Annotated in this window: 18 protein-coding genes and 1 pseudogene; 8 read left to right on the forward strand and 11 right to left on the reverse strand. The window is 47.0% G+C overall.

The genetic code is table 11. The features are described from left to right. The first annotated feature begins 43 nt into the window (after positions 1–43). From queG to ICV89_RS02690, 3 genes are read left to right on the forward strand one after another with little or no spacing between them, the layout of a single operon-like run. Positions 44–1138, forward strand: coding sequence for a tRNA epoxyqueuosine(34) reductase QueG (queG, locus tag ICV89_RS02680; RefSeq protein WP_215309456.1), 1095 nt, complete (start codon positions 44–46; stop codon positions 1136–1138). 42 nt (positions 1139–1180) lie between these two features. After that, positions 1181–1966: an AzlC family ABC transporter permease gene (locus ICV89_RS02685; RefSeq protein WP_215309458.1), complete on the forward strand. Its 786-nt coding sequence runs from the start codon at positions 1181–1183 to the stop codon at positions 1964–1966. After that, the gene (locus ICV89_RS02690; RefSeq protein ID WP_215309459.1) at positions 1966–2307 is read left to right on the forward strand and encodes an AzlD domain-containing protein; all 342 of its coding nucleotides are present in this window, start codon (positions 1966–1968) and stop codon (positions 2305–2307) included. Before ICV89_RS02685 ends, ICV89_RS02690 begins: the two co-directional genes overlap by 1 nt. Before the next feature lie 19 nt (positions 2308–2326). Here the strand turns inward: ICV89_RS02690 and ICV89_RS02695 are convergent, their stop codons facing one another. Both ICV89_RS02695 and ICV89_RS02700 read right to left on the reverse strand, forming a co-directional pair. After that, positions 2327–5404, reverse strand: a complete 3078-nt coding sequence (locus ICV89_RS02695; RefSeq protein ID WP_215309461.1) for an FAD-binding and (Fe-S)-binding domain-containing protein — start codon at positions 5402–5404, stop codon at positions 2327–2329. Continuing rightward, on the reverse strand, positions 5401–6084 hold the full coding sequence (locus ICV89_RS02700) for a GntR family transcriptional regulator (protein ID WP_215309463.1): 684 nt from the start codon (positions 6082–6084) through the stop codon (positions 5401–5403). Before ICV89_RS02700 ends, ICV89_RS02695 begins: the two co-directional genes overlap by 4 nt. Positions 6085–6264: 180 nt before the next feature. On the opposite strand from ICV89_RS02700, the gene ICV89_RS02705 reads away from it, so the two are divergent. From ICV89_RS02705 to ICV89_RS02715, 3 genes are all read left to right on the forward strand, one after another. Next, positions 6265–7449, forward strand: a complete 1185-nt coding sequence (locus ICV89_RS02705; RefSeq protein ID WP_215309465.1) for an alanine--glyoxylate aminotransferase family protein — start codon at positions 6265–6267, stop codon at positions 7447–7449. Between the two features lie 129 nt (positions 7450–7578). Further along, on the forward strand, positions 7579–7983 hold the full coding sequence (locus tag ICV89_RS02710; protein WP_215310296.1) for a heme-binding protein: 405 nt from the start codon (positions 7579–7581) through the stop codon (positions 7981–7983). Between the two features lie 6 nt (positions 7984–7989). Then, on the forward strand, positions 7990–9408 hold the full coding sequence (locus ICV89_RS02715; RefSeq protein WP_215309467.1) for a DEAD/DEAH box helicase: 1419 nt from the start codon (positions 7990–7992) through the stop codon (positions 9406–9408). On the opposite strand, the gene gluQRS is transcribed toward ICV89_RS02715, so the two are convergent. Beyond that, the gene (gene gluQRS, locus ICV89_RS02720; RefSeq protein ID WP_251370895.1) at positions 9395–10348 is read right to left on the reverse strand and encodes a tRNA glutamyl-Q(34) synthetase GluQRS; all 954 of its coding nucleotides are present in this window, start codon (positions 10346–10348) and stop codon (positions 9395–9397) included. The genes ICV89_RS02715 and gluQRS overlap by 14 nt on opposite strands. A 15-nt stretch (positions 10349–10363) precedes the next feature. Between gluQRS and dnaE the strand changes: the two genes are divergently transcribed. After that, positions 10364–13990 carry a DNA polymerase III subunit alpha gene (gene dnaE / locus ICV89_RS02725; protein WP_215309471.1) on the forward strand — a complete coding sequence of 1209 codons (3627 nt, stop codon included), beginning with the start codon at positions 10364–10366 and terminating at the stop codon, positions 13988–13990. A gap of 11 nt (positions 13991–14001) precedes the next feature. On the opposite strand, the gene ICV89_RS02730 is transcribed toward dnaE, so the two are convergent. Genes ICV89_RS02730 through ICV89_RS02740 form a run of 3 tightly spaced genes read right to left on the reverse strand, consistent with a single transcriptional unit; the run spans position 14002 to position 16735 of the window. Further along, positions 14002–15159 carry a glycosyltransferase family 9 protein gene (locus ICV89_RS02730; protein WP_215309474.1) on the reverse strand — a complete coding sequence of 386 codons (1158 nt, stop codon included), beginning with the start codon at positions 15157–15159 and terminating at the stop codon, positions 14002–14004. Between the two features lie 20 nt (positions 15160–15179). Next, a complete protein-coding gene (locus ICV89_RS02735; RefSeq protein ID WP_215309476.1) occupies positions 15180–15959 on the reverse strand; it encodes a glycosyltransferase family 2 protein in 780 nt (259 codons plus the stop codon). Continuing rightward, entirely contained in the window at positions 15956–16735 is a 780-nt protein-coding gene (locus ICV89_RS02740; protein WP_215309478.1) for a glycosyltransferase family 2 protein, read from the reverse strand. Before ICV89_RS02740 ends, ICV89_RS02735 begins: the two co-directional genes overlap by 4 nt. 10 nt (positions 16736–16745) lie before the next feature. On the opposite strand from ICV89_RS02740, the gene msbA reads away from it, so the two are divergent. Further along, complete coding sequence (msbA, locus tag ICV89_RS02745) at positions 16746–18509, forward strand: lipid A export permease/ATP-binding protein MsbA (protein ID WP_215309480.1); 1764 nt, start codon at positions 16746–16748, stop codon at positions 18507–18509. Positions 18510–18516: 7 nt separating this feature from the next. Here the strand turns inward: msbA and rng are convergent, their stop codons facing one another. The 5 genes and pseudogenes from rng to nadD form a co-directional block, all read right to left on the reverse strand. Beyond that, on the reverse strand, positions 18517–19980 hold the full coding sequence (rng, locus tag ICV89_RS02750) for a ribonuclease G (protein ID WP_215309482.1): 1464 nt from the start codon (positions 19978–19980) through the stop codon (positions 18517–18519). Further along, complete coding sequence (locus ICV89_RS02755) at positions 19977–20600, reverse strand: nucleoside triphosphate pyrophosphatase (RefSeq protein WP_215309483.1); 624 nt, start codon at positions 20598–20600, stop codon at positions 19977–19979. Before ICV89_RS02755 ends, rng begins: the two co-directional genes overlap by 4 nt. A gap of 7 nt (positions 20601–20607) precedes the next feature. Further along, positions 20608–21051 carry a 23S rRNA (pseudouridine(1915)-N(3))-methyltransferase RlmH gene (gene rlmH / locus ICV89_RS02760; protein WP_215309484.1) on the reverse strand — a complete coding sequence of 148 codons (444 nt, stop codon included), beginning with the start codon at positions 21049–21051 and terminating at the stop codon, positions 20608–20610. Between the two features lie 13 nt (positions 21052–21064). After that, positions 21065–21451: pseudogene (gene rsfS, locus ICV89_RS02765) on the reverse strand (ribosome silencing factor); the annotation flags it as partial. Positions 21452–21505: 54 nt separating this feature from the next. Next, a complete protein-coding gene (gene nadD, locus ICV89_RS02770; RefSeq protein WP_215309488.1) occupies positions 21506–22195 on the reverse strand; it encodes a nicotinate (nicotinamide) nucleotide adenylyltransferase in 690 nt (229 codons plus the stop codon). Between the last annotated feature and the right edge of the window lie 4 nt (positions 22196–22199).

A 22199-nucleotide genomic window follows, 5' to 3' on the forward strand; every position in this document is an offset into this window, starting at 1 on the left:
TTGCCTAGTTTATTCAATTATTCAGCTACATTCTGTATTCCTAATGACTTCTTCTCAAATACCCAACTCTGTTGATCAGACTAATCTGCGTGAATGGCTGGGTGAGCAGTCTCGAAAATTGGGTTTTGATGACTTGCGTATTACTGATACCCATCTTGGTGTCGCAACTGAGCGTCTGAATGACTGGCTTGCACAAGGGCGGCACGGTCAGATGGAATACATGTCCAAACATGCTCAATTACGCTCTGACCCAGCCCTCTTAGTTCCGGGTACGGTGAGGGTCATTTGCGTCACCATGAATTACCTATCTCCCGCAATAGACTTCGATCAAGAATGGGACAGATTAAGTGATCCCGCTCAAGCAGTGGTATCGATGTATGCCCGTGGGCGCGATTATCACAAGGTGATGCGCAATCGTTTACAAGAGTTTGCTCAAATCATTGAAAAGCAAATCGGAGCATTTGGTTATCGCGTGTTTACTGATTCTGCACCCTTGATGGAAGTGGAGTTAGCGCGTAAGGCAGGCTTGGGTTGGCGGGGCAAACATACTTTATTGCTCAATCGCGAATCTGGATCAACATTCTTTTTGGGTGAAATCCTAATTGATGTTCCATTGCCTGTAGATCAAGAGCAGGAGTCGCATTGTGGAACTTGTCAGTCTTGTATAGATATTTGTCCCACGCAAGCGATTACCGCGCCTTACCAATTAGATGCGCGACGCTGTATTTCGTATTTAACGATTGAGAATCCAGATGCTATTCCGGTGGAGTTTCGAAGGTCGATGGGTAATCGTATTTACGGATGTGATGACTGCCAATTGATTTGCCCATGGAACAAATTTGCACAACGTACAACCATGCCAGATTACGCTGAGCGTCATGGTTTGGGGAGGGCAAGCCTTTTGCAACTTTGGTCTTGGACTGAAGATCAGTTTGAGAAACGCCATGAGGGTAGTGCTATTCGGCGGATTGGCTACTCTAGGTGGCGCAGAAACTTAGCAGTGGCCATGGGGAATGCTTTGGCTGCTGATCAGGTCCCCGAATTAGATAAAGACCTCCTGCGGCAAGCTTTGCAGGACGCCTTACCTTTGGCGGATGCCTTGGTAGCCGAGCATATTGAATGGGCGCTGAGTTCCTAAGTATTTTTTGGCAAAGTACCTAGCAACTCTTACAATCAAAGCATGTCATCAGCCGATCAACCTTTTATAGACCCTAGTGAAATCAAGCTAGAGGCTTCGGTAGCGCAACGCTATAAAAATCGCAGTGAGGCTTTTTGGGCGGGTATTCGGGATGCAGCTGGTGCACCTGCAATGGTGCTCTTTGCTGGCATGGTGGGCTTCGGTGCGATGGGTAAAACCAATGGTATGGATGCTTGGTTTACCACTGCCACTAGCTTTTTCATGTTCGCATTACCTGGCCAAGTAGTTTTGCTCGAGATGGCAATTACCGGATCATCAGTAGTCGCGATTGCTCTCGCAGTGACTTTAACTTCTTCGCGCTTCATCACGATGACGGTGACACTCTTTCCGCAGTTTCATGAAAAAGATCGTAATCATGGGCTTTATGCTTCGGTCCATCTACTGGCAATGACTGCTTGGGCTATTTCCATGCGCGAGTTTCAGACAATAGAAGCGAAGCATCGTTTGAGTTACTTCATTGGTCTTGGTTTACTGTGTTGGGTTATTTCTATTCCGGGCACCATTCTGGGATATTTATTGGCGGGTGTAGTGCCACCATACATCACGCTTGGCCTCGTTTTCATTAACCCATTATTCTTTTTGCTGACGTTTACCGAGGTGAAGCCCTGGGTTAACCGGATCGCCATTGGCCTAGGTTTTGTATTGGGCCCCCTTTTCTTTCTCTTGGATCGCGATACCAGCTTACTGACCACCGGTCTGGTAGGGGGAACGATCGCCTATGTGTTTGATCGCAAAGTACTACGCAAAAGAGCGGGGGTGATCAGTTGATGAATGCTGGCCTCCAGGGTTGGGGTTTGTGGATTGCCTTAGCAGGCGCCACAATAGGAACCTATATTTGTCGTGCCATTGGTGTTTTGCTAGCCAAAAGAATTAATCAAGAGAGCGAAATCTTTCGCTATCTTTCTGCCGTCACTTATGCGATGGTAGCGGCCCTCGTTGTCAGAATGGTCCTAATGCCGATTGGCCTCTTGTCGACTGTACCCGTATGGATTCGACTTCTGATTTGCATCTTGAGCATTGGTGTGATGGTTTCAAAACCAACACACCGTCTCGTTCCAGCCCTATTGACTGGAACCTTGCTGATGCTAGCTTACGGCGTTATTCGTTAGCTAGTTTTGACATCCTGTTTTAGAGATGGGCTGCCAAGATCTTGGCGATATGCACGGCGTCTCTTTGGGTGCCATCGGCAATCTGATGGCGACAACTGGTGCCATCCGCAACCACCCAACTATCTGGCGCTTTACGAATCGCTGGCAATAGACTAGCTTCTGCCATTTGCTTAGACACTTCAATGTGCTCAGCCTCATAACCAAAGCTACCAGCCATTCCGCAACAGGAAGATTCAATCAGCTTAGGCTCTGCATTTGGGATCAATTTTAGAAGTTCCATTGCCGGTGTTACGGCAGCAAATGATTTTTGATGGCAATGACCATGAAACAGCACTGGTCGCGTTGCCGTTTTTAGTGACAGTTTGAGTTTGCCCGCCTTGACCTCACTTTCTAGAAATTCTTCTAAGAGCTGTGCATGCTTACTTACAGTAACTGCCCGCTTACCAAAGCCCATAACCAATGCTTCGTCCTTTAAGGTGAATAAGCAAGAAGGCTCAAGACCAATGATCGGAATATCTTTTTCTGCAAAGGGGGCAAGATGATTTACTAATTCATCAAGACTTGCTTTAGCTTTATCGACCATACCAGCTGCTAGGTATGTGCGACCACAGCAAAATTCTTTAGAGCAGGTATTGGTACTATCGCTTGAAGTTTTTGTCTTTTGAGGAATGTGAACGCGATAGCCCGCTGCTTCTAAAACTTGCAGAGCTGCACGTAAGTTCTCATCCTCAAAATAGGCATTAAAGGTATCGGCCAATAACACCACCCCCTTATTACCATTGACATCTGCTTTGCTCAGTTCTGCGGGTGTAAATTGATGGGGTGCAATAGCGCTCTGATTATTCCAGAAGGTTTTTGCTTTCCAGATCGGTAGACTTCTTTGTGCAGAAATACCCATAACCCATTCTTGTAATTTAGCAATGGGCGTAATGTGGTTGCGAAGATTGAGTAATGCGGGAAGCCCTGGAATACTGCTGATGATAGGGGCGTATTTCGGTAAGTAGGCAACCGCGAGATCGCGCATCGTATGGCCAGTCCGCTTTTTATAAGCAGATAAAAACTCGATCTTCATCTTTGCCATATCAACGCCAGTAGGGCATTCACGGCGACAAGCTTTACAGCTGACGCAAAGCTCCATCACTTCTTTAATGGCATCACTACCGAGAGGTGAACTCCCGCCTTTAATATCCAGTTGGTTAGAAAGGGCTAGGCGCAATGTATTGGCGCGACCACGGGTGAGATGTTTTTCATCGCGCGTAACGCGATAGCTTGGACACATCACTTCCGCATCAAACTTACGGCAATGACCATTGTTGTTGCACATCTCCACAGCTTTAGCGAAGCCCATCGCAGGATCACCACCGCTACCTGGTGCACTAGTCTCTTCAGTGACTGGATTGTTCTGTACGTTCCAGGCGGACCAATCTAAGGCTGGTTGCAGCGGAATCACTTTGTAACTTGGTGGAAAGCGGAAGTTACTCGCATCATCCATCTTTGGTGGGTTCACGATCTTACCGGGATTGAATAATCCCTTTGGATCAAATGCATGCTTGATTTCAGCGAGGGCTTGCGTAATCTTTGGGCCAAATTGCCAGGAGATCCATTCTCCTCGGCAGAGTCCATCACCGTGCTCACCGCTATAAGCACCTTTGTACTTACGAACTAGGGCGGACGCCTCTTGCGCAACTGCACGCATCTTTTGCGCGCCATCACGACGCATATCTAGAATAGGGCGGACGTGGAGGGTGCCGACGGAAGCATGCGCATACCAAGTACCACGTGAGCCGTATTTAGAAAATACCTCTGTGAGCGCTTGGGTGTATTCAGCAAGACTCTCTAGTGGAACTGCACAATCCTCAATGAAGCTGACTGGCTTGCCATCGCCCTTGAGGCTCATCATGATATTGAGGCCAGCCTTACGCACTTCCCATAGATTCTTCTGCAGGCCGGCATCCGGCATTGCAACTACCGAGCCTGGAAGCCCCAAGTCACCCATCAGATCTTGCAAAGACTTTAATTTCTCCAGTAAAGAGGCATGCGCTTCCCCTGAGAACTCAACTAATAAGATAGCTTCAGGCGTTTGAGCGCTAGGGTCAATCAGCGCGGTCTCAATTGTTTTCTTAAAGCTAGGATTGTGGCGCGCCAAGTCAATCATGGTGCGATCGACTAACTCAACAGCAGTAGGTCCGAGCTTGACGATGTGTTGAGCACTATCCATTGCCTTAAAGAAGCTCGCAAAGTTCACCACTCCAAGTACTTTATGTTGCGGTAATGGCGCCAGCTTCAGCTCAAGTGATTTGAAATAAGCTAATGTACCTTCGCTACCCACCAAAAGGTGTGCCAAGTTGACACTCCCATCTTGGGTGTAAGGGAGCTCACTTTGTGGATGGAACACATCTAGGTTATAGCCAGCGACACGACGTAGGACTTTGGGGAAGTGCGCCTCAATCTCAGGCTGTAGTGTATTGGCAAGGCTTTTAACGAAGTCACCCAATTGTTTTGCAGCACCAGAACTTTGGGCGTAATTACCAAAGCTTGCCACTTGTCCATTTGCTAACCAGGCATCGATTCCTAAAACATTGTGCACCATGTTGCCATAAGCAATTGATCGACTACCGCAAGAGTTATTACCTGCCATGCCACCAATGGTTGCTTGCCCTGCAGTAGAAACGTCTACTGGATACCAAAGGCCGTGTGGTTTGAGCGCAGCGTTGAGGTGGTCGAGCACAATGCCCGGCTCAACAATTGCTGTGGCCTTAGCGGGATCTGCATGCAGGAGTTTGCGAAAGTATTTAGTGTTATCGATGACAAGTGACGTGCCCGTAGTCTGCCCACACTGACTGGTGCCCCCGCCACGCGGAAGAACTGGAATATCTAAGTCGGCTGCAATCTGAATCGCCGTCGCAATATCCTCTGCTGTTTTAGGGATAAAGACCGCAACTGGCATGGCTTGGTAGATCGATGCGTCGGTTGCATAGCGTCCGCGACTAGCGATATCCGTCAGGACCTCGCCAGAGGTTTCTTGTTTTAGGCGCTTAGCAAGCTCCGCTTTATTGGCAACGAATTCTGGCAATGGCAAATCAACAGGCTTGTTCATGCTGCAACCTTCTCTTTAGACTCTGAGTCAATTAATTGAATTACAACATCACGCTTATTCATCACATGCTGCATCATGACCTTGCGCATCCGCACGCTGTCGCGAGCCTTTAATGCATCCAACATCTCTTGATGCTCTTCGACGGCTTTTTCCCACTTAACGCCATTCTGATTGGAGCGAAAGCGGAGCGCTTCAATGCGAGCGTTGACTTGGCTAAATAGTTGGCTGAGTACGGGATTGTTCGCTGCGTGATTAATAGCTTGGTGAATCTGAAGATTGAGTCGATAGTAGCTAGATAAATCCCTGCGAGCATACGAGGCCATCATTTCGTATTGGAGCGCTTCAAGTTCAATCAGTGTTTGATCACTAATGTTTTGTGCTGCTAGCTCCCCAGAGAAGCCTTCTAAATTGGCGATCACATCAAAGGTATGAATGATGTCATCTTTGCTCAGTTGAACGGCAATGGCGCCACGGTTAGCAATTAATTCAACCAGACCATCGGCGGCTAGACGGCGAATTGCCTCGCGGATAGGGGTGCGTGAGACATTAAGCTGCTCTGCTAGCTCACGTTCATTGAGCTTGCTTCCCGGCGCAATGGAGCCTTCTACTAATAAAGCTCTGAGCTTAAGAAAGATGGCTTCATGCAGGTTTCGTGTATTAGCTGGTGTTTTGAGCATCATTTGAAATGCCTTAAATTTGTATACATAATCACTATAACGCATCTATAAGCATAAATAACGCTGTAAATCGCTTATTTTTTTGATTATTTAGAAATTATTTTGCATACAAAATTGTAAATTGTCAAAAAGTGACTTACACTGATCCCCAAGATTAACTACAAAAACCAAGCGAGACTCAGCATGCTAAAACTAGATAACCACCTCTCAGGACGCCATTTTTTACATATCCCTGGCCCAAGCCCAGTGCCTTCCCGCATTCTGAGGGCGATTAGCTATCAAACCATTGACCACCGTGGCCCTGAATTCGGGGCATTTGGCCTGAAGGTTTTAGATGGCATCAAGAAGATTTTTAAGACTGAGCAACCTGTCATTATTTATTCCGCATCTGGAACTGGTTCTTGGGAAGGGGCTCTAGTTAACGTTCTCAATCCTGGTGATAAGGTGGTCTTTTACGAGACTGGCCATTTTGCAAACTTGTGGCGTGCTTTGGCCAAAAAGATTGGCATTGAAGTTGAGGTGGTGGGTAAAGCAGGTGCTGATACTTGGCGCTGGGGTGTTGATGCATCTGTGATCGAAGAGCGCTTACGCAAAGATACTCAACATGAAATTAAAGCAGTTTGCGTAGTGCATAACGAAACTTCCTCTGGGATTACATCTAATATTGCTGCCGTTCGTAAGGCGATTGATGATGCAAAGCATCCAGCACTATTGCTTGTTGACAGCGTATCTGGCATCGGTTCTGCCAACTATGAGCATGACAAATGGGGTGCTGACGTTACTGTTTCAGGTTCGCAAAAAGGTTTGATGTTGCCTCCGGGTATTGGCTTTAATGCCTTGTCACCAAAAGCAATTGAAGCAAGTAAGCACAGCAAAATTCCAAAAGCCTATTTGGCTTGGGATGAAATTTTAGAATCCAATAAAACTGGCTACTGGCCAACTACACCCAGCACCAATCTGATGTACGGTTTGCATGAGGCAATCGACATGATGCAGACAGAAGGCTTGGATGCGATTTTTGCTCGTCATCAACGTTTGGCAGAAGCTTGTCGTCGTGCGGTTGCCGCTTGGGGTCTGGAGAACCAGTGTTTAGACCCCAATGCCTATTCACCAGTGTTGACAGCGATCGTAGTTCCGGAAGGAATGGACGCAGATGTTTTGCGTAAGCATGCCCTAGAAAAGTTCAATCTTTCGCTCGGAACTGGCCTTGGCAAGCTCAAAGGTAAGATTTTCCGTATCGGCCACCTTGGTGATTGCAATGAATTAAGCCTCATGGCTGCTTTGAGCGGTGTGGAGATGAGTTTTAGTGCTATCGGCTATAAACCCAAGGCCAGCGGTGTGGTTGCCGCCCAAGAATTTCTAAAATAATCAGTCAGTTGGGAGTAAATGGGGTACAGGCTAGCGTATTAACTGGCTTGCACCCCTTATAATTCAAGTACTTATAAAGATAGCAGTTTCATCAAATAAAACATATTCGAGACAGAGAGATTAATCATGTTGTCAACTAAACCGTATTTAACCCAGGCTGATGTTCAAAAGATTTTGGATGCAGCTGACAAGCACGCTGCTGCCAATAACTGGGCTGTGACGATTGCTGTCTGTGATGATGGTGGTCACCTATTAGGTTTGATCCGTCGTGATACATGTGCTCCTGTCTCTGCTTACATTGCTCAAGAAAAAGCACGTACTGCTGCAATGGGTAAGCGCGAGAGTCGTGTATACGAAGAAATTATTAATAACGGACGCACTTCCTTTTTATCTGCCCCACATATTTCGGGCATGTTGGAAGGTGGCGTCAATATCGAGGTAAACGGGTTTACCATCGGCGCAGTCGGCGTTTCCGGCGTTAAATCGACTGAGGATGCCGAAACCGCAAAGGCCGGCATTGCAGCCATTCTGTAAGTTACCTTGATAAATACTGTTCCTGAAATAAATTCCCCCACCGGCGCTACTGAGAGTAGCGCCACCCCAGCAACAATGACCTTTGCTGACTTTGGTTTAGATCCAAAGATTCAAAAAGCGGTATCCGAGCAGGGTTATAACACTCCAACTCCGATTCAAGCGCAATCGATTCCGCACGTTTTGGCGGGAAGTGATTTAATGGGCGCGGCTCAAACAGGTACCGGTAAAACGGCTGCTTTTGTACTGCCCATTATTCAAAAGATTCTGCGTCATGCTAGTAGCAGTGCTTCGCCTGCTCGCCATCCGATCCGTGCTTTGGTGTTAACACCGACACGTGAGCTGGCTGTTCAGGTTGCTGAGAATGCAGCGAGTTACTCTAAGCATACCGATCTGCGTGCTGCCGTGGTTTACGGTGGCGTGGATATGAAAGAGCAAGTGGCTACACTGCGTGGCGGTGTAGAGATTTTGATTGCTACCCCAGGGCGCTTGCTTGATCACATTGGTTCTAAAGTAGCGAACCTGTCTCAAGTAGAAATTCTGGTGCTAGACGAAGCCGATCGCATGCTCGATATGGGCTTTTTACCTGACTTGCAGCGCATCATTGATTTGATTCCGGCTCAGCGCCAAACACTATTGTTCTCCGCTACGTTTTCACCTGAGATTAAGAAATTAGCCCAAAGTTATTTGCGTACGCCAGTGACTGTTGAAGTGGCGCGCCAAAATGCTGCGGCAGATACTGTTAAGCAAGTGGTGCATATGGTAGCTAGTGCTGATAAGCAACAGGCGATTGTGAAAGTGCTTGAAGCACGTACTCGTCAAGGCTTATCTCGCCAGTGCATTATCTTTACCAACAGCCGTTTAGGCTGTGCAAGGCTAGCTCGCTCATTAGAGCGTGATGGCATTAAAGCTGGCGCGATTCATGGTGATAAGAGTCAGGGTGAGCGTACTCTTACTTTGGATGCATTTAAATCTGGAGCGATCGAAGCCTTGGTTGCAACCGATGTGGCTGCTCGTGGTCTGGATATTCCATCTATGCCTTGTGTGATTAATCATGAGTTGCCGTTTAATGCGGAAGATTTTATTCACCGCATTGGCCGTACGGGACGCGCTGGAAGTAAAGGCGATGCCATTGCATTGGTCGATGCTAGTGAAAAACGTTTACTCGATGATATTGAAAAGTTGATGAAGCGCAAGTTGGACATTCAGCCATTACCTGAGGGCAGTTCACGCCCCGCATCCAGCAGGAATTCGTCGAGATCAGATGCGCCAGCAAAAATGTCAGATCCATTTTTCTACAAGCCTTATGAGCCCAGCGCTGTAGTTAAGCCAGCATCAGAGACTGTAAATCCTACAGAAAAAAAAGTGGGGATTACTCCCTCAAAACCAGCGCTTGGCGCTTTGCTGGGCGGCTTTAAGAAGAAGTAATTTTTCTATCCCAGGCTTGGGTGGCTGCCAAAAGCCACTGTGCAATCGTAGTTTCTTTTCCGTCTGGTAGATCTCTCAGTCCTAAATGCATTGCGGCTTTACGTAACTCTTGTAAAGCCTGCTGCGCATTCTCAGTATGAATGGCGCTTGCCAAAGTTTGCTTGCTGAGTTTTTCGCCATGTTCATCAAGCACCAAGGGTAGGTGCAGGTAGCTCGGAGTTTGATATCCCAAGACTCTTTGCAGATACATTTGTCGTGCTGTGTTGTTCAGTAAATCCGCCCCACGCACAATGTGTGTAATCTTTTGCTCAGCATCATCCACCACGACGGCCAGTTGATAGGTAAACACACTATCTCGGCGATGCAGTACAAAATCCCCCACTTCTCGATTGAGATTTTGCGTTTGTTTACCAAGGACCAGATCTTCAAAATGCATGGTGATCCCTGGTGGCAGAGCAAGTCGCCAAGCCACTTGTGCTGATGATCTTTCTACCTCATCGTAGGTGCCAATTTGATGTGGGCGACAGGTTCCCGGGTAGACCATCTCTTGATTGCGGGGAGTCATTACGCCACGAGCTTCTAGGACGTTTGCAATATCTTGTCTAGAACAGGTGCAGGGATAGATGATTTGGAGCTGATTTAAGCGCTCTAGAGCCTTTTTATAGCGCTCTTGATGTTTAGATTGCCAAGTTGGCTCCTCGTCCCAATTAAGGCCGCAAGCAAGCAATTGGCGCAGGATTTCTTGATCTGCCCCAGAAATACAGCGGGGAGTATCCAAATCCTCAATTCTGAGTAGCCATTTCCCGTGATTTCTACGGGCATCTAACCAGCTTCCCAGGGCGGCAACTAGGGATCCCGCATGAAGCGAGCCAGTGGGCGAGGGGGCAAATCGCCCGCGATAGCCGTCGGCTGGGGGTGAGGGGTTTTTGAAGTTCGGCACAGCTAAAATGATCTCATGGCTTCACCCCGTTTTGTTCATCTGCGCGTCCATTCCGAGTTTTCGATTACGGATGGCGTCGTTCGCATTGACGATGCGGTAGCTGCTGCCGAAAAAGATGGTATGGGCGCCTTAGCCCTCACCGACTTAAGTAATTTATTTGGCTTGGTCCGTTTTTATAGTGCTGCACGCTCTAGCGGCATCAAGCCAATTGCAGGCGCAGATGTTTGGGTTAGCAATCCTCAAGACCCAGATCAACCTCATCGTTTATTACTCCTCGTTCAAAATCACTCCGGCTACCTCAATTTATGCCAGCTCTTAAGTAAGGCGTCCCTTGAGAATCAATCCCGAGGTCGAGCTGAGGTCGATCTCAAATGGTTTAGCGAACCAGCCTCAAAGGCTGAAGATAAAGCTGCAAAAAGAACACTGTCTTATGGATTAATTGCCCTTTCAGGTGGACGCTGGGGTGATGTTGGTGCTGCGCTTCTAGCTGGTCAAGAAGATTTAGCTAAAGATGCTGCCAAGCGTTGGGCAAGCTTATTCCCAAATGCTTTTTATATTGAAGTGCAGCGCGGTGGTCATCCTCAGGATGAGCAGCACCTACAGTTGGCTTGTCACCTTGCGAGTGAAATGGATTTACCAATTGTTGCCACACATCCTGTGCAGTTTATGCAGCGTAGTGATTTCACAGCCCATGAGGCTCGAGTCTGTATTGCTGAAGGTGAACTTTTAGGTAATCCTCGTCGCACCAAGAAATTTAATGAAGAGCAATATTTTTTATCTCAAGAGGAGATGGAAAAGCGCTTTGCAGATTTGCCAGTCGCACTTACAAACTCAGTGGAGATTGCCAAGCGTTGTAATCTCTCTTTGACCTTAGGTCAGCCGCGCTTGCCGGATTTCCCAACGCCACCAGGTATTACGCTCGACGATTATTTATTACAGCAATCCGAGATTGGTTTGAAGCGCCATATGGAGCGCAATTTTCCTGATCCAGAAGAGCGCGCCAAAGAAGAGGCTCGCTATCATGAGCGCCTCGTCTTTGAAGTGAAGACGATTGCTCAAATGGGTTTCCCAGGTTATTTCCTGATTGTTGCGGACTTTATTAATTGGGCGAAAAATAATGGCGTACCTGTAGGTCCGGGCCGTGGATCTGGTGCTGGCTCTTTAGTTGCTTATTCACTGGGTATTACCGATCTTGACCCACTGCGTTACAACCTCCTCTTTGAGCGTTTCTTAAATCCTGAGCGGGTATCGATGCCCGACTTCGATATTGACTTTTGCCAGCATGGGCGAGATCGCGTTATTCAGTACGTAAAAGATAAATACGGAAAAGATGCGGTTAGTCAAATTGCGACCTTTGGAACGATGGCTGCACGTGCTGCGATTCGTGACGTAGGCCGCGTGCTTGAACAAGGCTATAACTTCGTTGACGGTATCGCAAAATTGATTCCGAATAAGCCAGGTCAGTACATGACTATTGAAATGGCTAAGAAGGAAGAGAAGCAATTAGGCGAGCGTGAAAAGAATGAAGATGAAGTGCGTCAACTGTTGTCTCTCGCACAGCAGTTAGAGGGTATGACCCGTAACGTGGGTATGCATGCGGGTGGTGTATTAATTGCGCCTGGCCGCTTAACTGATTTTTGCCCGCTGTATACGCAAGAAGCGAAAGACTCTAAAGACCAAGAGAGTGGTTCCGTCATTAGTCAGTTTGATAAAGATGACGTAGAGGCGATCGGTTTAGTGAAGTTCGACTTCCTGGGTTTAACCACCTTAACGATTTTGGCGGCTGCTGAGAAATGGATTAAGACGCTACACGCCGACCGTAAAGATTGGAATATCGGTGAAATTTTGCTCGATGATCAAAAGGCTTTTGAAGTTTTAAAGAATGCCAATACAGTCGCCGTCTTCCAGCTAGAAAGTCGCGGCATGCAAGGCATGCTTCGCGAAGCTAAGCCTGACCGCTTCGAAGATATTATTGCGCTCGTTGCCCTCTACCGTCCTGGCCCAATGGATTTGATCCCGGACTTTATTGAACGTAAGCACGGGCGGCAAAAAGTAGAGTATCCAGATCCTCGGATTGAGCCCGTTCTGCAAGAAACCTACGGCATCATGGTCTACCAAGAGCAGGTGATGCAGATGGCGCAGATGATTGGCGGCTACTCACTGGGTGGTGCAGACATGTTGCGTCGAGCAATGGGCAAGAAGAAGCCTGAAGAGATGGCACAGCATCGTAAGATTTTTAGTGACGGTGCAAAAGCAGGCGGTATTACTGAAGGTAAGGCTAACGAGATTTATGACTTGATGGAGCGTTTTGCAGGCTATGGATTTAATAAATCCCATGCTGCTGCTTATGCGCTCTTGGCATATCAAACTGCTTGGCTAAAGGCCTATTACCCGGCTGAATTTATGGCAGCCAACTTATCGCTCGCAATGGATGACACCGATAAGGTGAAGATTCTGTATGACGATTGTTTGGCAAATAATATTCGCGTGTTCTCACCTGATATCAATACTGGCGTTTATGTATTCACACCATTGCGTGCACCAGATGCTGCACCGGATTCCCCCATTAGTCATATTCGTTATGGTTTGGGTGCCGTGAGGGGAACAGGTGAAGCGGCCATTGAGGTGATAGTGAAGGCGCGTGAGTCTGGCGGCCCATTTAAGGACCTGTTTGATTTCTGCGCACGCGTTGATCGGAGGCAGGTGAACCGTCGAGCGATTGAGGCTTTGATGCGTGCTGGTGCTTTTGATAGCTTGTATAAGGACTCTATTCCTGCGGGTGGCAATCCTTACGATATTCGATCCACTCTCTTGGCTTCTCTTGCGCGCGCTATTGAGGCTGCCGAGCAAGCTGAAGCTTCAATTAATCAAGTGAGTTTGTTTGAGGTGGCAGGGGAAGATGATCGTCATTTGCCAGAGCTAGTCCGCGAATTACCGTGGTCTGAAAAGAAACGTCTCCAAGATGAGAAAAGCGCCCTTGGATTGTGTTTGACCGGCCATATGTTTGATGCCTATCGCGACGAGACGGCGCATTTCATTCGCCAGCCATTAGCCAAGGTGGCTGAGGGTAAAGATCAGTTGATTGCCGGCATTATTACCTCTGCTCGGATGTTGACTGGTCAGCGTGGCCGCATGATGATTGCAACCATTGATGATGGCACTGCTGCGATTGAAGTGACGCTCTATAGCGAAGTCTATGAACCAAACCGTTCTTGGCTCAAAGAAGATGAGTTGCTAGTGGCCAAGGTCAATATCACTCCCGATAAGTTTTCTGGCGGGGTACGAATTGTTTCTGAGGCAGTGATGGATATTACGGGAGCCCGTATGCGTTTTGCGCGTAACCTTCATCTGTCCATCGATTCGGCCATAGATCTCAAATCCTTACGCAGCCAAATTGGACCTTTCTTGATGAGCAATCGTGTGCGAGATCCAAAGTTAGGGCCTTCAGCAGTCTCTATGCCAAGCGCTAGTGAAGGTATGAAAGGTTTAATGCTGACTGCTGCAGTTACCACTAGTGGTGGAGCCTGCTTGATGCAGTTCCCGGAAGAGTTGCGGATTTATCCAGATGATGCTTGCTTACATAGTTTGAATCAAATTTTGGCAGCTAAGCAATCTAATGTGGTTCAGGTTCAGTACCACTAAACACGCATTTTTTATTTCTTTGTCGCGCTTTGCAATGCTTCGATTACTTGGTTGGGGTCTAGCTGGTCCAAGCATTCGCTATTGCTACTTGCACGATCCTCACAGCCTGCTTTTCGGCAGGGAACGCATTCACCGGGCCCTTGTAGGATTGTGACATTACCAACCGTCTGCGTGCGAGATCTTAATTCATAGGGTTGTTCGCCAACAAAACCATTGGGCCAAGGCCCAAAGTTAGTGGGTGGTGTTGGACCAAATAGAGCAATGGTGGGTGTATTGCATGCTGCTGCTAAGTGCGTGATGGAGGTGTCTACCCCAACATAAGCTATCGCTCCACGAATTAGTGTTCCCGCCCGTGGGATAGTGAGTTGGCCCGCAGTATCTACAACCTGTTTACGGGTTTCCTCATCGAGCAATGAAAGAATATCTTGATTGAGTTGTAGATCTTGCTTAGCCGGGGATGCGCTCAGTACCACTTGCCAACCTTGCTTTGTGACCCATGTGAGCAATATTTGCCAATACGCAAGTGGCCAACGCTTATATGCGGTTAAAGGCCCAGGGTGAACTACTACATAAGGTGAGTGCAGTTGGCTGGCAATACTGGGTGTGACTGGGTCACCGGCCGGTGCACTTACTGAAATAGGTTTATTGAATAAGTCTAGCGGTTTTCGATAGAAGATCTCGAGCAGACGAAGCTTTTCGGTGATGACGTGTTGTGCAAAATAATCTACGTCAACAGTATGTAAGCTAATCGCCTTCTTCCAGGCATTTTGCTTATCAGTCTTACTTCTCTTCGCTTTATCTTGTTCCGTGTGACCTTGGGGGTGGCCGCCCAATACGCCCACACGGTGATGCGCCGCTACTAGGCCATAGCAATAGGCGCGATCACTGGGTTGTGTAACCACTGCCAAGTCATAACGTTGAAAGAGTCTGAAAAATAAAGTGAGGTATTCCCAAAACTTGGGACGATCTGAGGTTTCAATAATCTGGGCAATATCGGGATTGCCTTTGAGCATCTCGAGCTTACCGCGGTAGCCTAGAAAGTGAAACTCCGCATCTGGCCACAAGTCACGTGCTTGTGAAATTAGTGGCGTAGTGACAAGGACGTCTCCAATTTGGCGAGTCGCAATAAATAAAACTTTTTTAGGTTTTAGTGCTGAGAATGCAGTCATGGGGCTAATGTAACTCAATCTTACCGAGCTTTAGCCAGAATTTTTTCACGGACGCGACGTGCATTTTCGGCAGCATTGGATTGATCGTTGATGCGGTGGTAAAGGTGTAAGACTTCAGTTGCCCAAGATCCAGATTTACGAATCAAACCTTTGCTTTGAAGTCTGAAAACAAAATCAGCATCCTCGTGTCCCCAGCCTGTCATAGTTTCATCAAAGCCGCCAATAGCTAAGGCATCAGTCTTCCAGCAGGCCATATTGCAACCTTTAATACGGCGCCAGACAAATTTTTTATATTTGCGCCAGGCGCCATCACCTAACTTAATTTTGAGGGGCCAATACTTATTGATGCCGCCGGATAGTCGAGAGCTTAATAAGTTACCGGTGAATTTCTTAAAATCCCAATTTGCCCATAAAAGTAATTGCTTGCTGAGCTCGTCATTCAGCAAGACACGACTTCCTGTCACTAGATGGTTCGCCTGAGACAGTGCGCGATGTTGTGAAATAAAGTCCGACTGAACGATACAATCACCATCGAGAAATACGAGATATTCACCATGCGCTGCTTGAATGGCTTGATTGAGAATGCGGGTCTTACGAAATCCTTGATCTTCTTGCCATAGATGAGTGATTTTTACTGGGAAATTTTTCTGAATTGCCTCTATGAGATCTTTGGTAGTTGTGGTGGACCCATCATCGGCAATGATGATTTCAAAATCTAAATCTGTTTGAGTGCTAAGTGACTCAAGACAGATTTTGAGGGCTTGCGGCCAGTTATAGGTCGCCAGAAGTACGGAGATCATTTACTGAGAGAATGATTGGAGCTTGCTTCTTGGTGTAATTGCCACAACTTCATATAGCGATAGTAGGTTCCTTGCCCGTTCGAGATGGCTAATGCAAAACCCTGAGGACCATCTAAAAAACCAAGACGGATAAAGTAGGTACGAGTAAAAGCCCAAAAACCATGAAGTACGGCAGTTAATGGACTACTCTTTTTGCCTTTAGAAAATGCCTGTTCTGCTGAAGCTGTTGAATAGCGATCTAACTTCTGAAGTACTTGTGAGTAGTTCATGAAGCTAAAATGCAGCATCGGATTCTCTAATTTTGCTACTTGCCCGCTAGGAATTAGTCGTTCATGAACCAGATCATCCGAGAAGCGGGCGGTGCCGCGCTTAAATAATCGATCCACATAATCTGGACTCCAGCCAGAATGCCGAATAAAACGACCGCAATACCAAGATAGGCGTGGAATTGCAAAGCAGTCAACATGAGCTGAATGATTAATAGCGGTCAGAATCTCACTTCTGAGGGCGGGAGTTAGTCGCTCATCTGCATCTAAGGAGAGCACCCACTCGCCAGTTGCCAGGTCTAAGGCACGATTCTTTTGAGGCCCAAATCCAGGCCAATCCGCCGGTTGGCTAATGACGGCCTCATAGTTTTTAGCAATCTCTAGGGTTCTATCGGTGCTATTGGTATCCACCACCACAATTTGCTGGGCAATCCCTTCCAGGGAGGCCAAACAATCGGCCAAATTGGCCTCTTCATTGCGAGTAATGAGTATGACGGATAAGGTGGGCATAATTCATTATATGAATGCTCAAGACCGTACCGCCCTAAATCGCTTAATTCAGTACCTTAAGCCCCATATTGGCTTAATTATTGGCTCTATATTGGCCATGGCACTGGTTGCTGGCGCAGAAACCTCTATTCCGGCCCTCATGAAGCCTTTGCTCGATCGTGGCTTCACTGGTCAGATGGATCAAAAACTCTGGCTGGTGCCAGTTTTCCTGGTCGGCCTAGCTTTTGTTCGAGGGATGGCACAATTTTTGTCTAGTTATCTACTTAATCGCGTTATCAATGCCGTTTTGCTGAAGATGCGTATGCAAATGTTTAAGGCATTACTGCATTCAAGTACTACGTTCTTCCAAAAGAACTCTGCATCCAGCTTAATTAACGCGGTAGTTTTTGAGGTGAATAATGCCCTCTCCATTATGGGTGGTATGTTGATTAGTTTAGTACGTGACTCTCTCACCGTAATTGGATTGATTGGCTACTTGATTTACCTAAATTGGCAACTGACATTAGTAGTGCTGATGATTTTCCCAATTATTGCCTTCATCATTGGAAAGATTAATAAACGCTTACGTTCACTGAATCGTGAGCAGCAAACAATGACCAGTGAGCTCGCTTACATTGTTGAAGAGTCAGCCGCTGGGTACAAGATCGTGAAGGTGCATGGTGCTGAAGAGTACGAGATGGGTCGCTTTATGGAAAAGGCTGATCGTCTTCGCCGATTTGCCTTGAAATCAGCGGTTGCTGGCGGCTTGAATCAGCCAATTACCCAGCTCATCGCTTCTATGGCGCTATCGATCGTCTTGGTCATCGCCTTGATGCAGTCAGCTACCGAGGGAACTACGGTTGGTGGCTTTGCCTCTTTTATTACTGCTATGTTGTTGGTGATATCGCCGATTAAACATCTCGCTGATATTAATCAGCCATTGCAGCGCGGCTTAACTGCTGCGGAAATGATCTTTTCCCTCATGGATCAACCCTTTGAAGAAGATGAATCCCGTAAGGAGAGTATGAAGCCTCTAGGTAAAGCTAAGGGTGGAATTCGGTTTGAAGATGTCGGCTTTTCTTACCAGCAAGAAGCTGGACGAAAAGATGCTCTCACTGGTGTGAGTTTGAATATTAAGCCTGGTGAAGTGGTTGCCTTTGTTGGTCCGTCTGGTGGCGGTAAATCAACACTAGTCAATTTATTACCGCGTTTCTTTAAGCCGACCAGTGGGCAAATTTTCTTGGACGATATTCCCCTAGAGGATATTGTGCTGGCTGATGTGCGTAAGCAAATTGCTTTTGTGAGTCAAGATGTGATTTTATTCAATGACAGTATTGCGGCAAACGTAGCCTACGGCGCTACGGGCACGGAGGGCATTGATCGAGGACGTGTCATAGAGGCTCTTGAGGCGGCAAACTTATCTGCACTCATGAAAGAAATGCCCGAAGGAATTGATACTCAAATTGGTGACAACGGTAATCGTCTATCAGGCGGTCAACGTCAGCGTTTAGCTATCGCAAGAGCCATCTATAAAGATGCGCCTATTCTGATTTTAGATGAAGCAACCTCAGCACTCGATTCTGAATCAGAGCGTCAAGTTCAAGATGCTTTAGAGCGGTTAATGGCCGGCAGAACCACTTTGGTGATCGCGCATCGCTTATCAACTATTGAGCATGCCGATCGGATTGTGGTGCTAGAGCACGGTCATGTGATTGAGAACGGCTCACATGAAGAGTTGATTGCTAAGGATGGCTTATACGCTAACTTGCATCGCATTCAATTTTCAAATGCTTAATCAATGATTAGCTAAGAACGATATCGTATTGTTCTTGGCGGAAGTTGCCTTCTGCCTGGAGTTTGATGGGCTTGGCAATAAAGTCACCTAACTGTGCCAAGAATTGATTTTCTTCCTCAAGGAAAAGATCAATCACATCAGGTGCGGCAACGATTCTAAATTCCCGGGGGTTAAATTGGCGATGCTCGCGCACAATCTCTCGCAAAATCTCATAGCAAACCGTTTGTGCAGTTTTGATTTCACCTTTGCCTTGGCACGTAGCGCATGGCTCACAGGTAATATGGGCTAGAGATTCTCGAGTACGTTTACGCGTCATCTCCACCAGTCCCAGCGAGGAAAAGTCATTCACTGAGGTGCGAGCATGATCGCGTTCTAAATTGCGCTTCAGTTCGTGTAAAACCGATTCTTGGTGGTCTTTGCTCAGCATATCAATAAAGTCGATGATGATGATGCCGCCAAGATTACGTAAGCGCAGCTGACGGGCAATAGCTTGGGCAGCTTCAAGATTGGTTTTAAATACGGTGTCATCCAGATTGCGTGCGCCTACATAACTTCCGGTATTGACGTCTATCGTAGTCATGGATTCTGTTTGGTCGATCATCAGATAGCCACCCGATTTGAGATCAACTCTTCTACCCAGTGCTTTATTAATTTCAGCATCCACATCGAATAAATCAAATAAGGCGCGCTCGCCACGATGCAGTGTAAGTTTGTCCAATAGATTTGGCATATAAAGCGTAGCGAATCCTTTGAGCTTTTCAAAGTTCTCAGCTGAGTCCACCCGAATTTCTGAAGTTTCTTCGCTAGCAAGATCTCGTAATACACGTTCAGCTAGACTGAGGTCCTGATAGAGCAAGCTAGGCGCGGCCTTGTGATTTACAGCCTCACGAATCTTTTCCCAGGTTGTGCGCAGGTAATGCATGTCATGCTCAAGCTCAGTATCGCTGGCATCTTGTGCGCTGGTACGCACAATGATCCCACCCTTTTCGTCGGCAGGCATCAGTCCTGCAAGGCGCGCCTTAATGGCCTCACGTTCGTCAGCTTGATCGATTCTCTGAGAGACGCCAATATATTTCTCGGTAGCTGCATCCGTACCAGCTGGCGGGAGATAAACCAAGTTCCGGCCAGCAATACTAAGTTGAGTAGTGAGACGTGCACCTTTGCTTCCCAAAGGATCCTTCAGAACTTGAACTAAAACATTTTGGCCCTCAAAGAGTAGTTTTTCTATTTGAGCTTGAGGATTATTTTGAGTAATGTCGGCGACATGCATAAATGCAGTGCGCTCTAAGCCGATCTCAATGAAGGCGGACTGCATGCCAGGCAGAACCCGTACAACTTTTGCTAAATAGATATTGCCAACAATGCCACGCTGACGGGTACGCTCGATCTGAAGCTCTTGAACGGCCCCTTGCTGAATTAGTGCCACCCGTGTTTCTTGGGGGGTGATGTTGATCAGAATTTCTTCGTTCATATGCGGGCGACTTTTGCGAAATCTAGTAATTGGTTAACTTCGAAGATGGGTAATCCCATGATACCGCTATAGCTGCCTTTAATTGAGGGAATAAAAGCGCCACCAAGACCTTGAATACCATATGCTCCAGCCTTACCAAAAGGCTCGCCACTCTGGATATAGCTATCAATTTGAGCTTCAGTTAAGTGGGCAAATTCCACCTCAGAAACTTGAACTAGACACAGTGGATTGGTTTTTGGGTCAATCGTAAGCACAACTGCAGTTAATACCTGATGTATTTTGCCGCTCAGAATTTTTAGGATGCGCGCAGCATCAGCGGCATCATGAGGTTTTCCAAGAATTTCACCGGCTGAATTGCTAGGTAGGCTGACGGTAGTATCTGCACACAAGATCGGTGCCCAAGGTTTACCACTGTGATGCCACCTGGCTAAGGCAATAGCACTTTTGGCAAAGGTAACTCGTTCAACATAAGCACGCGCCTTTTCATCAGGGAGTGGGGTCTCAAGGGTTTCCGTATCCTCACCTGTTGCTGCAATCAGCATCTCAAACTTGACGCCAATCTGTTTAAGCAGTTCTTGGCGTCGTGGACTCTGTGAGGCAAGGTAAATATAAGAAAACATGAATAACTTACTCGCGGTGATAGGGGTGGCCTTGCAAAATAGTCCAAGCTCGGTAGAGTTGCTCAACCAGTAAGACTCTTGCCATGGCATGTGGCAGGGTCAGACTCGAGAGGCGCCACATCGCTTGAGCATTCTCCTTAAGGCTGGGATCGAGTCCATCGGCACCACCAATCAAAAAAGTAATATCAAAACCTTCTTGCCGCCAGCCTGCCAACTGGGTAGCTAGATTTTGTGTGGTTTGATCTTTGCCACGCTCATCAAGCGCAATCACCCGAGAGCCTTTCGGAATAGCTGCTGCAATTTTGATAGCTTCTTTGGCTGGACTGAGATCCGGTTTGATCTCTTTGATTTCAATGCTGCAATCTGTGGGCATGCGCTTAATGTAATCATGGGTTGCAGTTGCAACCCATTCTGGCATTTTGTGACCAACAGAAACAATCGTTAAACGCATTACTAAAGCATTACTCTTCGTCGTCTGGGTCGCTTGCTTTCACTAGCCCCTTATCCGCAGCTAGTTTCACTCGCACAGGTTTGGCTCCCCACATGCCTTCAAGCTGATAGTAGGCGCGTAATGCAGGTTGCAAAATATGAACGACGATATCACCGCAATCAACCAGCACCCACTCACCAGTCTCCAGACCTTCCACCGAGATCACTTCACCACCTTTTGTATTGACAGCCTCTTTAACGGACATGGCTAGCGATCTAGTCTGACGATTAGAGGTACCTGTGGCGATGATGACGCGATCAAATAATTCACTGAGCTTAGTGGTGTCATATACACGAATATCCTGTGCCTTGACGTCCTCGAGAGCATCAATCACGACGCGTTGTAATTTTGTTAAGTCCATAGTTTCTTTAGTATTTTTCTGAGATTTTTGAATATAAGGGTGATCTTAGCCTGATTACCTGTACAGACCTAAATTTGTAATGATCTCTAAGGCATGAGACGGAATATGCTCTGAGGCAATATCCCTGTGAGAAGCGCTTTTCAGCTGTTTTCGAAGCTCTGTGGATGAAAGATCTATTGCAAGACTGTTATCTAGATAGATGTGGCCAAATCGGCTTTTTTCAAGGGTGTCTGTATTAATACATGAATGCTTTTCTAATAAAGCCTTAATTTCAGGGCTGATTTGGGTATCAAGTTGATGATGAGGTCTGCTGGCCACCGCCAAATTCACAAAGCCTAGTAATTGATCCCAGGACTTCCAGGAGGAGAGATTGATTAGAGAGTCGACTCCCATCAACCAAGTTAAGTTGACCTCTGAGCCAAAACGCTCTCTTAGGGCTTTGGCTGTATCGATTGCATAGCTTGGACCTGCCCGATCAATTTCAATGCGATCAACTCCAATTTGAGTCGGTATTTTTAGATACAGAAATGCCCTAGCTAAATCAGCGCATGCTGCTTCAGTGAGTTCAAGACGAATTTCTGCGGGCGTGATGCCAGGGCTTTTTTGCCAGGGCTCACCACTCGGGATGAGGAGCAGAGTGTCCAGGTGTAAAAGTTTCGCAAAATGCATGGCCAGTTTAAGGTGGCCAAGATGTGGTGGGTCAAAAGTACCTCCCAGAATGCCAATTTTTTTGGGAGTATCCAAATGT

The organism is Polynucleobacter sp. Adler-ghost (assembly GCF_018688495.1).
Classification (GTDB): domain Bacteria; phylum Pseudomonadota; class Gammaproteobacteria; order Burkholderiales; family Burkholderiaceae; genus Polynucleobacter.